The organism is Kitasatospora sp. NPDC050463 (assembly GCF_040655255.1).
Lineage (GTDB): Bacteria > Actinomycetota > Actinomycetes > Streptomycetales > Streptomycetaceae > Kitasatospora.
This window is the reverse complement of sequence record NZ_JBFAJO010000007.1, coordinates 171,536-185,218: the sequence shown is the minus strand read 5'-3', so window position 1 is coordinate 185,218 and position 13,683 is coordinate 171,536. Positions and strand designations below refer to the sequence as shown.

At 73.2% G+C, this 13,683-nt stretch carries 13 protein-coding genes and 1 pseudogene; 5 read left to right on the top strand and 9 right to left on the bottom strand.

The window, feature by feature from the left end:
- Positions 1-164: 164 nt before the first annotated feature.
- The 3 genes from AB0J08_RS07300 to AB0J08_RS07290 all read left to right on the top strand — a co-directional run bounded on the left by AB0J08_RS07300 (position 165) and on the right by AB0J08_RS07290 (position 2,408).
- Positions 165-887 carry a hypothetical protein gene (locus tag AB0J08_RS07300; RefSeq protein ID WP_360628253.1) on the top strand — a complete coding sequence of 241 codons (723 nt, stop codon included), beginning with the start codon at positions 165-167 and terminating at the stop codon, positions 885-887.
- 287 nt (positions 888-1,174) lie between these two features.
- A complete protein-coding gene (locus AB0J08_RS07295; protein WP_360628250.1) occupies positions 1,175-1,696 on the top strand; it encodes a hypothetical protein in 522 nt (173 codons plus the stop codon).
- 82 nt (positions 1,697-1,778) lie between these two features.
- Positions 1,779-2,408: a hypothetical protein gene (locus AB0J08_RS07290; protein WP_360628247.1), complete on the top strand. Its 630-nt coding sequence runs from the start codon at positions 1,779-1,781 to the stop codon at positions 2,406-2,408.
- Between the two features lie 209 nt (positions 2,409-2,617).
- On the opposite strand, the gene AB0J08_RS07285 is transcribed toward AB0J08_RS07290, so the two are convergent.
- Both AB0J08_RS07285 and AB0J08_RS07280 read right to left on the bottom strand, forming a co-directional pair.
- Positions 2,618-2,947, bottom strand: coding sequence for a hypothetical protein (locus tag AB0J08_RS07285; RefSeq protein WP_360628244.1), 330 nt, complete (start codon positions 2,945-2,947; stop codon positions 2,618-2,620).
- Positions 2,948-3,409: 462 nt separating this feature from the next.
- Positions 3,410-3,565: a hypothetical protein gene (locus AB0J08_RS07280; RefSeq protein ID WP_360628241.1), complete on the bottom strand. Its 156-nt coding sequence runs from the start codon at positions 3,563-3,565 to the stop codon at positions 3,410-3,412.
- A 119-nt stretch (positions 3,566-3,684) separates the two neighbouring features.
- Here AB0J08_RS07280 and AB0J08_RS07275 point away from each other — a divergent pair.
- Positions 3,685-4,194, top strand: a pseudogene (locus AB0J08_RS07275) (DUF2252 family protein); the annotation flags it as partial.
- A gap of 3 nt (positions 4,195-4,197) precedes the next feature.
- Here AB0J08_RS07275 and AB0J08_RS07270 read toward each other — a convergent pair.
- Together AB0J08_RS07270 and AB0J08_RS07265 are read right to left on the bottom strand one after the other, a co-directional pair.
- A complete protein-coding gene (locus tag AB0J08_RS07270; protein ID WP_360628238.1) occupies positions 4,198-5,007 on the bottom strand; it encodes a hypothetical protein in 810 nt (269 codons plus the stop codon).
- Between the two features lie 117 nt (positions 5,008-5,124).
- Positions 5,125-5,754 (bottom strand): dienelactone hydrolase family protein, encoded by a 630-nt coding sequence (locus tag AB0J08_RS07265; RefSeq protein ID WP_360628289.1) that lies wholly within the window; start codon positions 5,752-5,754, stop codon positions 5,125-5,127.
- A 151-nt stretch (positions 5,755-5,905) separates the two neighbouring features.
- On the opposite strand from AB0J08_RS07265, the gene AB0J08_RS07260 reads away from it, so the two are divergent.
- On the top strand, positions 5,906-7,540 hold the full coding sequence (locus AB0J08_RS07260) for an alkaline phosphatase D family protein (protein WP_360628286.1): 1,635 nt from the start codon (positions 5,906-5,908) through the stop codon (positions 7,538-7,540).
- Positions 7,541-7,574: 34 nt separating this feature from the next.
- Here the strand turns inward: AB0J08_RS07260 and AB0J08_RS07255 are convergent, their stop codons facing one another.
- The 5 genes from AB0J08_RS07255 to lspA form a co-directional block, all read right to left on the bottom strand.
- Positions 7,575-8,432: an ABC transporter permease gene (locus AB0J08_RS07255; protein ID WP_360628235.1), complete on the bottom strand. Its 858-nt coding sequence runs from the start codon at positions 8,430-8,432 to the stop codon at positions 7,575-7,577.
- Complete coding sequence (locus AB0J08_RS07250; protein ID WP_360628232.1) at positions 8,429-11,266, bottom strand: alpha/beta fold hydrolase; 2,838 nt, start codon at positions 11,264-11,266, stop codon at positions 8,429-8,431. Before AB0J08_RS07250 ends, AB0J08_RS07255 begins: the two co-directional genes overlap by 4 nt.
- A 196-nt stretch (positions 11,267-11,462) precedes the next feature.
- On the bottom strand, positions 11,463-11,936 hold the full coding sequence (locus AB0J08_RS07245) for a GNAT family N-acetyltransferase (RefSeq protein WP_360628229.1): 474 nt from the start codon (positions 11,934-11,936) through the stop codon (positions 11,463-11,465).
- Between the two features lies 1 nt (position 11,937).
- Positions 11,938-12,876 carry an RluA family pseudouridine synthase gene (locus AB0J08_RS07240; protein ID WP_360628226.1) on the bottom strand — a complete coding sequence of 313 codons (939 nt, stop codon included), beginning with the start codon at positions 12,874-12,876 and terminating at the stop codon, positions 11,938-11,940.
- 33 nt (positions 12,877-12,909) lie between these two features.
- Entirely contained in the window at positions 12,910-13,521 is a 612-nt protein-coding gene (lspA, locus tag AB0J08_RS07235; protein ID WP_360628223.1) for a signal peptidase II, read from the bottom strand.
- Between the last annotated feature and the right edge of the window lie 162 nt (positions 13,522-13,683).

Here is a 13,683-nt window from a genome sequence, read left to right as displayed (position 1 = left end):
TTCGGAAAAACGCAGTGGCGATCCGGCAAGTCAGGACACCAGGCACCACACCGACTCTGCAGTCAACCCCCGAAGGACTTCGAGTGTCGACCACTAAGGGCTGAACCTTGACGCCGTGTTGACGGCGGGAAGGCGGAAGGCGCGGGCGGCGCTACGCTCCCTCCATGACCGATGACACCGCTGTGGTGCCGGCGCCACGGGGGTACGCCGAGCCACTGATTCCGGCGGCATACGGCACCGACGGAACGGGTTGGACCAAAGTCAACGCGTCCCCCGAGTGGTGGCGATGGGCCGCCACCTCCCCTAGATGGCCGGAGCTGGCCGAACGTTTCGCCCAGGCCGGGGAGGAAGGCATCAACCCCCGGCTGTGCCGGGCTGTCGGTGCGTCGACGAAGAGGCCCTGCAAGTTCAACATCAGCACGGAGCCCTGCCCCCACCACGGTGAAGGCCATGAAGCCAACCGGTGCGGCGCCAGAACGAAGAAGGGCACCGGCTGCCAGTGGAACCTCGTGGTCAACGGCGAGTGCCCCAACCACCCACACACATGGGAACGGATCGAACGGGCTCGCCGTGCGGAAGAGGAAGCCGCCCAGCGAGCGCGCGACGCCGCGGTGAAGGCCGCCGAGGAGCGGCGACGCGCGGAAGAGGTCGCTGCCCTCGAAGGGGAGTGTCCTTACTGTCACGCCGAGGCGGGGGAGCAGTGCCAGCGGCGGGACCGGAGCGCGGCCGGCTCCGTCCACACACCGCGGCGGCGTCTGGGCCTGCATGCACAGGTTGCGGCCGTAACGGCCTGTGAGTCCTGCGGCGCGATGGAGGGAAGTCTCTGCAGGACTTCCAGCGGCAAGTCCGCCCTCGACCCGCATGCCGCCCGTCGGCGCGACCGGTAGCCGGTGCTTGACCCCGAACCGGTCGGCTAGCAGTACCGGAGGGGCGACACCGGACAGATGCGCGGCGGAGGGAAGCTGTCTACGTGTCTAGGGTCCTGCGCGTCGCGTAGTGGGCGCCGGTTCAGTGGCTTCGCTCTGTCGTGATGGGCGGTCGTGAAAGGGAGGGCGGCCTATCACTTGGCATGCCATGCTCAACTACTCCTCAAGTTTCGCCCACAATCGACCGTCGAACTCCTAGGGTCCTATGTGTCCGACCCAATCGGGGTCGGTACTGGGAGGGGAATCCGATGATGAAGAAGGCTGTCGCCGGCGTGTTCGCCGGTGTCCTCCTGGCAGGGGTCTTGGGGGCGGCCCCGGCGTTTGCGGCGGATGTGAAGCCGGCGCCGACCAGCGACTTCTGCGAGCAGGTGACGAACCGCTACTACGAGCAGATCGGCTGGGACTGGAACTCTTACGACAGCGGCACCATCTCCAACAGCTCCGGTGCCTCGATCAGCCGGGCGATCTCGCGGACCAAGAGCGCCAGCCTGAGCGCGACCGCCAGCGCCGAGATCCAGGTCAGCGCCGACGTGTTCGTCGCCGAGGTCCAGGCCAAGCTGGGCTTGTCCGTCACCGCCTCCGTGACGCTTTCGGCCACCGAGACCTTCACGGTGAACGTGCCGGCGTGGACGACCGTCAGCTACCGCGACGGCATCATCCAGCGCCGTTTCAGCGTCCGCGTCGTCCACACCTACAGCAACTGCCAGACCAGCACCACGTGGGCCACCGCCAGCGCGCCGGAGCGCTTCTCCGAGGTCCGCAACGCCTGACCGCCCCGACGTGGTGCCCGGCAGGCCGGGCACCACGTCGCCACCGCACCGCCACCGCACCCATTCGCCACGGGGGAGACCGATGAACCACCGCACCGCACCGGCCCTGCTCGCCACCCTGTCCGCCCTGGTGACCCTGGCGGCCTGCACCACCGACAAGCCCACCCACGAAGCGGCGTCCCCCACCCGGGCCGTCGCGTGCACCGCCGAGTACCACGCCCCGGACGGCGAACTCCTGCGCCCCGAGAACGTCTGGCCCACGGCCCCCTACAGCCGCTCCGAGGCCTCCGTGACCCTGTCCGCGAGCTGCCCCGCGGCGCCCGCGGCACCCTCCACCTCGTGCGACCCGGCGGAATTCCCGTGGAGCGCCACCGACGAGCTCCACGCCGCCCGGCTGCGCGCGGCGGGCGTCGACACCTGGATCAAGTCGACCATCACCGGAGGCGGCGCAGGCCAGGGCCTGACCCAACAGGTACTCAAGCTCCGCCCCACCGAAGCGCCCGCTGCCCTGGCCCGCTTCCGTGACCACCTGACTCAGTGCGGTGCCACCAGCGTCGTCACGACCGACGGGCACCCCCAGACTCTTCTGGTCGAGGACGGGGCGGCCCAGCCCAAGCTCCTCGTGGACCTCGCCGACGACCGGATCAACGCCCTCACCCCGGCCGGGGACGGATGGACCACGCAGCAACTGCTGCGGGCCGCCCAACACTGACCCTCGCTGAAGGGAGTCCCGACAGGCCGACACCTGTCGCCGCGTGCGCGCGCCGCCTCAGCTGCGGCCGCCATTACCTCCCCTGGCGGGCCCGCCGCCGGGCGCCGCCGGTGCGAGCAGGCCCTGGCCCACCGCAGCCTCTCGCTGCCCGCCTCCGCCGAGCCCACCCTCGAGCCACTGCCTGTCCGTGCGTAGAGGGCGGGACCGACCTACCTCTTGGCGCTCTTCTCAGCGATCCGGTCGTCCAGATAGACGACAGCGGTGGGCTCATCGGAGCCGACCGACGGCACCAGACGCTCCATTGCCTCGGCGATCGCCGCGCCGACACGGCGGCCGATGGACGAGTCCAGCTCAATCCACGGGGTGAGCGAGGTGGTGTCCTGCGCCTCACGGCACCACCTCAGCACCGCGGCCAGCGACGTACCGGCCAGCGGCACTGTGACCATGCCGTCCTCCTCCGAGGTGATCTCGACCTCAGCAGGAGGGTAAAACGCGCTGCCGGGCCCGGACTTCGTCTCCACGGGGACGTTCTTCTCCAAATAGAGCCAGGTGTTGCGGTGGCAACTGCGACTGCTGCCAGTAGTTGTCACTGTCACTGCCAGCTGACCTGGCCTGGCGCCAACTTGAGGCGGTAGGAAGAGACTCGGACTGCCGAGTCTTGTTGTCACCTACGTGCTGCGGTGGTGCTGCTTGTACGCCGTCGGTATCGCTAACAGAAGCGTTGGCACCGGGCGTCAGCCCGATCCCCGTCGAGGAGCACCGCGGCACCGGCCCGACCCGGAGCTACTGACCGTTGTGGCCAGGGAGTGACGGTGTATCGGCCACACGTGCCGGCCGTCCGCCAGCTGCTGCTGGCGGACGGCCGTTATTGCTCGGTGTGATCCGTGGTCCTCACCAACGGCGACTCTGACAGGCTCAGCAGCACCAGGGGGCGGCGAGCCGAGCGGCGGCCGTCGCTCCCGATGGTGCCCGGCGGTCCCACCGGGCTTCAGCCGGATGTCTCAGGACGCCGCGGTGTCTTCGTAGAGCGTCTCCCAGCGGAGGTTGGCGCCGTCACGGCCGGCCCAGGACACGGTGCGCCGTGCGGCGTCGCGCAGTTCTGCGGGCCAGGTCGGGTCCGTGAGCAGTTTGTGCAGTTCGGCGGAGATGTCCGTCACCGTCTGGCCCGCGACTTCCAGGAGGTGTCGGGTGAGTTGGTGGTCGCGGGGTCCGTACTCGATGAGCAGGTCGTACAGCCGGGAGCGTTCGCCGACGAGGAGGCGCAGGTAGGGGCGCCACCGACGCGCTGGAGAACGACGTGATCATCTACATGAAGCAGGGCCAGTCGCCCGCCGTCGCCCGGCACGTCACCGACCCGGCGATCGCCGGCTACTTCGAGCACGAGGGCCACCGCACGGTCATCTCCCAGCGCGCTCTCCAGGCGCACAGCGACCCGTGGCTCGGCCACACCACCCTGCGCGGGCGCGGCCAGCTGGTGGCCGAGGTCTCCCCCTACACCACCGACCTCGACTGGACGGACCTCAACGAGCTGGACGAGCTGCTCGCCGTCACCGAGTACCTCGGCCGCGCCACCGCCACCATGCACGCGGCCGCCGACGAGTCCTCCAGCGGCCACACCCTGGTGCCGTTCTCCACCGAGCACGCCATCGACGCCGCGATCTCCCACGACGAGGCCGGCTTCACCGCGATGCTGGTCGACTTCGCCCACGCGTACGGCGCCCGGGCCCGCCAGGACCACCAGCTCTTCGTCGACCTGTACCGCAACGGCCGCATCCCCGGCCGGTAGGCCCTACGGGGTCAGGGCCGCCAGCCGCGCCCCGGCGGCGGCCCCGACCTCCGGCACCTCCATCGGGTCGTCCCGCAGGTACGCCAGCCGCGCCCGGACGTCCGGCCCGTCCGGCGCGTGCGCGATCCCCAGCATCCGGGCGTCGTCCTCGCAGTCCCAGAGGCACTCCACGTACACCGCGTCCAGGCCCGTCGGGTCGATGGCGGCCAGTGCCTCCAGATAGCCGGCGCGCTCGGACGAGTGCGGCGTCCACAGCCAGAACCGCCGCAGCAGCGAGACCGCGTCCCTGGCCGCCGGCCCGAACCGCGCCAGCTGGCGCGCCGTGTCCAGCGGCCCACACCACCGCCGCTCCACCCAGTCCCGTTCCAGCGCGGCGACGAGCACGGGAACGTCCTCGACCTCCCCGTGCTCGGCCGGCCCCGGATGCCGACCGCCGGCGGCCACGGACTCCAGCGCGGTCCGCCCGTACTCCCCCTCGCGCACATGCGCCCGCAGCGCCTCCCGGGCCTCGGCCGAGCCACCCAGCGCCAGCAGTTCCAGCACCCCGGTGGCCCGCTCACAGGTGTCCTCGTCCACGGCCAGCAGGTCCGCCAGCGGCCCGATCGGCAGGCCGGCGTCCCTGACCAGCCGCGCCAGGTACAGCCCCCGCCGGTCGGCCGGGTCCCACCGCCAGTCCCACCGCACGCACCCCCGCACCAGCTCGGCGACCGCCGTCGGATCCTCCAGCGCCATCCGCGCCCCGAGCCCCCGCCCCCGCTGCACCAGCCCGAACAGCGTCGCCGCCGGCGCGTACCGCCCGTCACTCATCGCCATGGGCCCATCCTCCCCCGTCGGGGAGGGCCGCCCGCACGGGTCAGCCGTGCCCCCGGTCTGACGACGCCTCCGCGGGCGGCCGGGGAGGGGCCCCACGGATGCCCGTACGGGACCGCCTCAGGCCGCCTGCTCGTCCAGCTCCGCCAGGAACTCCAGGGCGACCGCCCACGCCCGGTCCGCCGCCTCGGCGTCGTAGTCGGGCAGCTCCGGGTCGGTGAAGACGTGTCCCGCGCCCCGGTAGCGGTGCACCTCGACGTCGGCGCCGGCCTTGCGCATGCCCAGGTACCAGGCGTTCAGCCAGTCCTCGGGCTCGAACGGGTCCGGCTCGGCGATGTGCAGCTGGACCGGGATCGAGGTGGCGGCGTCCTCGCGGATGTCGGAGGTGCCGTGCAGGAGGAGCAGGCCGAGCGCCTTCTCGTCGGCGAGCGCCAGGTTCTGGGCGAGCGAGCCGCCGAGCGAGAAGCCGGCGTAGACGAGCGCGGCTCCCGAGCCCAGCAGCGGGGCGGCGGCGCCGACGGCCCGGCGCAGCAGTTCGTCGCTGCCGAGCTCCTCCTTGTACGCCGTGGCCTCCTCGACGTCGTCGAAGGTCCTCCCGTCGAACAGGTCCGGGGTGTGCACGGTGTGCCCGGCGGCGCGCAGCCGGTCGGCGGCGGCGTGGACGGCGGGGCGCAGGCCGTAGACGGAGTGGAGGAGCAGGATCTGGGCCACGGTCGAACTTCCTTGCAGGGTGGGCAGGGGCTCCCCCATCATCGCGCATGGCCGCCGGGTGGCGTCCTGCCCGCGCCCCGGTGGCGGGACGTCACGCGCCGGTGAATCGGCGACAAACAGTCAGTTCAACATATGGAACAGGTCGTTACCGACCGGTAGCCTGTCGGCCGTGACTGACCTTGTCGATGACATGACCGCTGCCCGCCCGCACCGTCGTCAGGTGCTGAAGGCCACCGCGATCGCGGCCGGCGCCGCCGCCCTGCCGCTCGCGTTCGGCTCCGCGGCCTCGGCCGCGACCGCCCCCCAGTTCCTCCACGGCGTCGCCTCCGGCGACCCGCTCCCCGACGGCGTCCTGCTCTGGACCAGGGTCACCCCGACCCCCGAGGCCGTCCCCGGCTCCGCCACGGGCCCCGACACCGAGGTCCGCTGGGAGCTCGCCACCGACAAGGGCTTCACCCGGATCGCGGCGAGCGGCACGGTGACGGCCACCGCCGCCGCCGACCACACCGTCAAGGCCGACGTCCGCGGCCTGACCCCGGACACCCTCTACTGGTACCGCTTCACCGCGGGCGGCACCGTCTCCCCGGTCGGCCGCACCCACACCACCCCGGCCACCGACGCCGCCCTCGCCCGCCTGCGCCTCGGCGTCGCGTCCTGCGCCAACTGGGAGGCCGGCTACTTCTCCGCCTACCGCCACCTCGCCGCCCGCGGCGACCTGGACGCCTTCCTCTTCCTCGGCGACTACATCTACGAGTACAAGACCGGCGAGTTCTGCGCCCGCGGCACGGTCGTGCGCCCGCACGCCCCCGCCCACGAGATCCTCTCCCTCGCCGACTACCGCACCCGGCACGGCCGCTACAAGACCGACGAGGACCTCCAGGCGCTGCACGCGCAGGTCCCGACCATCGCGATCTGGGACGACCACGAGTTCGCCAACGACGCCTGGTCCGGCGGCGCCGAGAACCACACCCCCGGTACCGAGGGCGAATGGGCCGGCCGGATGGCCGCCGCCAAGCAGGCCTACTTCGAGTGGATGCCGGTCCGCCCCTCGATCGCCGGCACGACCTACCGCCGCCTGCGCTACGGCAAGCTGGCCGACCTCCACCTGATGGACCAGCGCTCGTTCCGCTCGGAGCAGGTGAAGGTCGGCAACGGCGACGTCGACTCGGCCGACCGCAGCCTCACCGGCCGCGCCCAGATGGACTGGCTGAAGGCCGGGCTCACCGCCTCCGACACCACCTGGCGGCTGATCGGCAACGAGGTGATGATCTCCCCGGTCGCCTTCTTCTCGCTGCCCGACTACCTGCTGCGCCCGCTGGCCAAGCTGCTCGGCCTGCCCGGCGAGGGCCTCGCGATCAACACCGACCAGTGGGACGGCTACACCCACGACCGCCGCGAGCTGCTCGGCCACCTCACGTCGAACGGCATCACCAACACCGTCTTCCTGACCGGCGACATCCACTCCGCCTGGGCGTCGGACGTCCCGCACGAGGCCGCCACCTACCCGCTCTCCGGCAGCGCGGCCACCGAGTTCGTGGTCACCTCGGTGACGTCGGACAACATCGACGACGTCCTCAAGGTCGCCCCGCAGACCCTCTCGCTGGTGGCGGCCGCCGCGATCAAGTCGGCCAACCCGCACGTCAAGTGGGTCGACCTGGACTCGCACGGCTACGGCGTCCTGGACATCACCCCGGACCGGACGCAGATGGACTACTACGTGCTGTCCGACCGCACCCGCAAGGACGCCACCACCACGTGGACGCGCTCCTACCGCACCAGGTCCGGCACGCAGCAGATCGAGCGGGTCTACTCCCCCGTCAAGTGACCGCCCCTGAGGGGTGCGCCGCCCGGCGCACCCCTCAGGACACCACGTCCTTGCGGGCGAAGCCGCGGAACGCCAGCGCCAGCAGCACCACCGCGTAGGAGAGCGACAGCGAGACGCCCTGCACCATGCCGCCCCACTCCAACTGCGGCTGCAGGGCGTCCGCCCACGCGTACTGCCAGTGCGCGGGCAGCCATTCGCGCAGGTCGCCGAGGGCGGTGACGGCGTCCAGCACCCCGGTGACGATCGAGGCGAACACCGCTCCGCCGACCGCGCCCAGCGGCGCGTCGGTGGCGGTGGAGAGCCAGAACGCCAGCGCCGCGACCACGACCTCGCTCAGGAAGACGAACGCGACCGCGAGCGCCAGCCGCGGCAGCGCCTCCCCCGCCGACAGGCTCGCCCCCGCGGGCAGCTTGAGGTCCCCCCAGCCGTACGCGGCGGTGCCGACCAGCAGGCCGATCGCCGGCAGCAGCACCACGGCCGCCGCCGAGAAGGCCAGCCCCACCGCGAACTTGCGGGCCAGCAACCGGGCCCGGGGCACCGGCGCGGCCAGCAGGTAGCGCAGCGAGGACCAGCTGGCCTCCGAGGCCACGGTGTCCCCGCAGAACAGCGCGACCGGGATCACCAGCAGGAAGCCGGTGCCCATGAAGAGCAGGGTGGTCGCGAAGTTCGGGCCGGAGGCGGTGGCCAGCTCGATGAAGCTGGTCCGGTCGGCCCGGCCCGGCGTGCCACCGATCTGGAACGCCGCCAGGATGACGAAGGGCATCGCGGCCAGCACCCCGCCGATCACCAGGGTGCGCCGGCGCCGCAGCTGGCGCATGGCCTCGACCCGCAGCGGCAGCGTCCGGCCGGCCCGGTACCCGGACGCGTGGTCCGGTGACACAACGGCGCTCACGCCGTACCTCCGATCAGCGACAGGAACGCGTCCTCCAGCCGGCGGTGCGGCCCGGCCCGCTCCACCGGCACTCCCAGGCGCACCAGCTCGGCCAGCAACTGGCTGGCCGCCATGCCGTCCAGCCGCACGAGCAGCCCGCCCTCCACCGGCTCCGCCGAGCCGACGCCCGCCAGCGCGGCCACCTTGTCGGCGGCCGCCGCCAGCTCGTTGGACCCGAACGAGGCGGGCGTGCCGATCAGCAGCTGCTCGCCCGCGCCGACGATCTCGGCGACGGCGCCGGCGGTGACCAGCCGGCCGCGGTCCATCACCACCAGGTCGGTGCAGCTCTGCTCCACCTCCGCCAGCAGGTGGCTGGAGACGATGACGGTCCGCCCGGCGGCGGCGTAGCGCACCATCACCTCGCGCATCTCGCGGATCTGCGGCGGGTCGAGCCCGTTGGTCGGCTCGTCCAGGATCAGCAGGTCCGGGAGGCCGAGCATGGCCTGGGCGATGGCCAGGCGCTGCCGCATGCCCTGCGAGTAGGTGCGAACCGCCCGGTCCAGTGCCTCGCCGAGCCCGGCGATGGCGAGCGCCTCCGCCAGGTGCGCGTCCGCCTCCGGTCGGCCGGTGGCCTGCCAGTACAGCCGCAGGTTGGCCCGGCCGCTGAGGTGCGGCAGGAATCCGGCGCCCTCGACGAAGGCGCCGACCCGGGAGAGCACCGGCGCGCCGGGCCGCACCAGGTGGCCGAAGATCCTGATCTCCCCGGCGTCGGGCCGGATCAGGCCCATCAGCATCCGCAGCGTGGTGGTCTTGCCGGCGCCGTTGGGCCCGAGCAGTCCGAGCACCTGGCCCTGCTCCACCCGGAAGCCCACGTCCCGGACGGCGTACCGGTCGGTGGCGCCCTTGTAACGCTTGCCGAGGCCGGTGATCTGCAGCGGCACGCCCGCCAGCGCCGGGTCGTAGGCCGGCCCGCCGGCGGTCCGCCCGCGCCGGCGCAGGCGCGGCACCAGCAGCAGGGCGGCCGCCACCGCGACGGCGACCAGCGGCAGCACCCAGGTCCGGGCGGGCAGCGGCGCGGCCTCGGTGACCAGCTCGTCGACGGTCGGCACGGTGAGCGGACCGGCCAGGGCCGCCCGGTAGGTAGCCGGTTCGGGCGGCGAGGCGTACGCCAGGTCGGTCGAGGCGAGCACCAGCCGCAGCCGGTGCCCGGTGGCGAAGGTGTGGTCCACGGCGGGCAGCGCCACCGTGACGGTCCGGCCGCCGGGCGCGTCCGCGCCGGTCACCCGGAGCGGTGCGGACAGCTGCTGCGGCAGGCTCTGCTTGCCGTCCGGAGCGACGTCGTACAGCTTGGCGAAGAGCACCGCGTCCGGCCGGTCGGCCCGGACGGTCACCGCGACCGTCGGCTGCCCGGTCAGGTGCAGCTGCCGGTCCAGCGGCGCGGAGTCGAACCCGGCGTGCTGACCGGGGAAGTCGAGCGAGAGCCCGCCGCCGAGCGCGGCGGCCTGGCTGAGCGCGCCGACGCCGGGCAGCGCGGAGATGTTGGGCGGGGCGCCGCCGGGCGGGTTGGCGAAGGTCTGCTCGGCGCCGGCCGTTCCGCCGGTCAGCTCCAGCTGCCGCGAGCCGGTGCCCTCCAGGCCCGGGTAGGCGTCGGCGGAGGCGCCGCGCAGCACGGCCTGGAATCCGGTGGAGTCGACCCCGCCGGTGCGGGTGACCCGGAACGCCGGGCCGGTGTCGCCGGCCGGGCCCTGCCCCTTCGAGCCCTGCTTCAGGTAGGTGTCGAACCAGGCTCCGACCCGGTCGTCCACCCGGGCGCTGGTGTCGGTACCGCCGTCGTGGCCGCCCGCGAACCAGTCCACCGCGACCGGCGCGCCGTTGGCCGCGACCGCCCGGGCGATCGCGTCGCCCTGGTCGAGCGGGAACAGCGAGTCCTGCTGCCCCTGGACGACCAGGGTGGGCGCCTTGAGCCGCCCGGCCACCGAGGACGGGCTGGAGCGCTCCAGCAGCGCCACGGCCTCCGGATCGGCGTGCCCGGCGGTCGCGACCCGGTCGTACATCCGGCAGAGCTCGTCCAGGAAGCGCCCGCAGCCGACCGCGGCGTCCGCCGCCTCGCCCGGGGTCCGCTGCGGGCCGGTGCCGCCGCGCGGCGCCTCGCCCGAGGGGCCGAGGTCGCCCGCCGATCCGGTGGTGAAGAAGATGCCGGCCCAGAGCTTCTTGAACACGCCGTCCGCCGCGCCCGAGCCCTGCACGCCCTGGGGGAACAGCGCGTCGGCCAGGTTCCACCAGGTGATCTGGCTGGCCACGGCGTCGATCCGGGTGTCGTAGGCGGAGCCGAGCAGCGCCACCGCCCCGCCGTACGAGGCGCCGGTGATGCCGACCCGCGGGTCGCCCGGGCCGTCCAGCCGCACCTCGGGCCGCTGGGCCAGCCAGTCGACCAGGTGCCGGACGTCCTCGACCTCGCGGTCGGGCGCGTTGAGACCGATCCGGCCGCCGGAGTGGCCGAAGCCGCGCGCCGACCAGGTCAGCACCGCATAGCCCTGCCGGGCCAGCTGCCGGGCGCGCTCGCGCTCGCCCTCCTTGGAGCCCCCGAAGCCGTGGGCGAGCAGGACCGCCGGGCGGGGGCCCGTACCGGTGGTGAAGAACGAGGTGTCCAGCTGGACCGGGGCGTCACTGCCGGGCGTCTCCGGCATGCTGAGGAAACGATCCTCCTGACGGACCGCCTCGCCCCCGCCCGCCGTCACGGCCACCGCCGTACCGACTCCGGCCACGGCCACCAGGGCCACCGCACCGGCCAGCACTCTCCGTCCGGCTGCCGCCTTGCGGCCGCGCCACCGGCGCCACGCCCCACCGAGCTCCATGGTCGGTGATCGTATCCGGCGCGCCGGTAGGCGTCCGATAAAGCCGCCCGGGCCGGAGCGCGTCGATTCCCCCGACCGCGCCCGGGCACCGGGCGCACGTACCGCCCCACCGCCGTCCGCGCCCAGCTGGTCGCCCAGCTACGCGACGAGCCCCGGGGGCGCTCCCCCGGCCGCGCACGAAGGAGCGCCGGCTCCTCTAGAGCAGCACCCGGGTCATGGTCCGGTGCGGGATCCCGGCGTCGTCGTAGACGGGCCCCTCGGCCGTGTAGCCGAGCCGCTCGTAGAAGCCCAGCGCCTGCACCTGCGCGTGCAGCTCGACCTCGCGGGCGCCCCGCTCGCGTCCGGCCGCCTCCACCGCGCGGACCAGCTCGACGCCCAGCCCGGTGCCGCGCGCCGCCTTCACCACCGCGAGCCGGCCGAGCAGCACGCGGCCGGCCGTCCCGCCGGTGAGGGCGAGCGCCTGCGGGCCGTGGATCAGCCGGGCGGTGCCGAGCGGCTCGCCCTGCGGACCGACCGCGAGCAGGTGCTCGGAGGTCGCGTCGAGCTCGTCGTACTCCAGTTCCTCGGGCACGCCCTGCTCGGCGATGAACACCTCGTGCCGGACGCCCCGCACCAGCGCCAGGTCGTCCTCGCCCCCGGCCACCCGGATCCGCACCGCGAACGAGCTCATGTCAGCTCTCTGCCGCGATGACGTCCAGGGCCTTGCGCAGGTCCTCCGGGTACTCGCTGGAGAACTGCACCCACTCGCCGTCGGACGGGTGCTCGAAGGCGAGCGAGACCGCGTGCAGCCACTGCCGGGTCAGCCCGAGCCGCTTGGCCAGCGTCGGGTCCGCGCCGTAGGTGAGGTCGCCCACGCAGGGGTGGCGCAGCGCCGACATGTGCACCCGGATCTGGTGGGTGCGGCCGGTCTCCAGCTTGATGTCGAGCAGCGAGGCGGCCCGGTACGCCTCGATCAGGTCGTAGTGGGTGACGGACGGCTTGCCCTCGCGGGTGACCGCCCACTTCCAGTCCGAGCTGGGGTGGCGCCCGATCGGCGCGTCCACGGTGCCGCTCATCGGGTCCGGGTGGCCCTGCACCAGCGTGTGGTACTTCTTCTCGGTCACCCGGTCGTGGAACTGCCGCTTGAGGTCGGTGTAGGCACGCTCGGACTTGGCGACCACCATCAGCCCGGAGGTGCCGACGTCGAGCCGGTGCACGACGCCCTGGCGCTCGGCGGCGCCCGAGGTGGAGATCCGGTAGCCGGCGGCGGCCAGGCCGCCGATCACGGTCGGGCCGGTCCAGCCGGGGCTGGGGTGGGCGGCGACGCCGACCGGCTTGTCGACGAGCACGATGTCCTCGTCGTCGTGGACGATGCGCATGCCCTCGACATGCTCGGCGACGATCCGCACGGGCGCGGCGGGGGCCGGGATCTCGACCTCCAGCCAGGAGCCGGCGGTGACCCGGTCCGACTTTCCGGCCAGGGCGCCGTCGAGCGTCACCTTGCCGTCGGCGGCCAACTCGGCGGCCTTCGTCCGGGAGAAGCCGAACATCCGGGCGAGGGCGGCGTCGAGACGCTCGCCCTCCAGGCCGTCGGGTACGGGGAGGCTGCGGATCTGCGCTGCGGTACTCACCCGTACGAGTATGCCGGACGCGGGACCCGCCCCTTACGCGGTCGGGCCGGGCCGGTCCCCGTCGGCGTCGCCCGCACCGGTCTCGCCCTTGCCGCTCCCGCCCTTGCCGGCCGGCTGGTGGACGGTGCCGTCCGGGTTGCTGCCGCGGAAGGAGAGCAGCACCACCAGGATGCCGCCGCAGACGATCGCCGAGTCGGCGAGGTTGAAGACCGCGAAGTGCTGGACGGAGATGAAGTCCACCACGTGGCCGCGGAACGCGCTCGGCGAGCGGAACAGCCGGTCGGTGAGGTTGCCCAGCGCCCCGCCGAGCAGCAGCCCGAGCGCGATCGCCCACGGGAGGCTGTACAGCCGGCGGGCGATTCGCCAGATGACCACGATGACGGACGCGGCGATCACCGTGAAGACGATGGTCAGCGCCTGCCCCATGCCGAAGGCGGCTCCGGAGTTGCGGATCACCTGGAAGGTCACCACGTCGCCGATCACCTTGATCGCCGCGTGGTTCTCCAGCCGGGCGACCACCAGCAGCTTGGTCCCCAGGTCGATCAGGAACGCGACCAGCGCGACGCCCAGCAGGACGCCGATCCGCCGGCGTCCCGTCGGCGCCTCGCGCTCCGCCGGAGCGGTCACCTCACCGGGCTCGGCCACGGCCTCCTCCACGGCGTCGGCGGGGGTCGGGACGGACTCGTCCCGCGTCTGGGGGGAACCTTGCGTACTGATGATCCGCTCCGCTGCCGATGAGGGTCCCCCGGAGCCGAAGGGCGGGGGAGAGTGGGCCGGTGGTCGCCGACCTCGACGAGTCAGGCGACG

What these genes read in the sequence shown, in the direction of transcription:
- AB0J08_RS07300 (WP_360628253.1), top strand. Translation starts at nt 165, where the DNA reads ATGACCGATGACACCGCTGTGGTGCCGGCGCCACGGGGGTACGCCGAG.
- AB0J08_RS07270 (WP_360628238.1), bottom strand. Translation starts at nt 5,007, where the DNA reads ATGGCGATGAGTGACGGGCGGTACGCGCCGGCGGCGACGCTGTTCGGG.
- AB0J08_RS07295 (WP_360628250.1), top strand. Translation starts at nt 1,175, where the DNA reads ATGATGAAGAAGGCTGTCGCCGGCGTGTTCGCCGGTGTCCTCCTGGCA.
- AB0J08_RS07250 (WP_360628232.1), bottom strand. Translation starts at nt 11,266, where the DNA reads ATGGAGCTCGGTGGGGCGTGGCGCCGGTGGCGCGGCCGCAAGGCGGCA.
- AB0J08_RS07290 (WP_360628247.1), top strand. Translation starts at nt 1,779, where the DNA reads ATGAACCACCGCACCGCACCGGCCCTGCTCGCCACCCTGTCCGCCCTG.
- AB0J08_RS07245 (WP_360628229.1), bottom strand. Translation starts at nt 11,936, where the DNA reads ATGAGCTCGTTCGCGGTGCGGATCCGGGTGGCCGGGGGCGAGGACGAC.
- AB0J08_RS07260 (WP_360628286.1), top strand. Translation starts at nt 5,906, where the DNA reads ATGACCGCTGCCCGCCCGCACCGTCGTCAGGTGCTGAAGGCCACCGCG.
- AB0J08_RS07265 (WP_360628289.1), bottom strand. Translation starts at nt 5,754, where the DNA reads ATGGGGGAGCCCCTGCCCACCCTGCAAGGAAGTTCGACCGTGGCCCAG.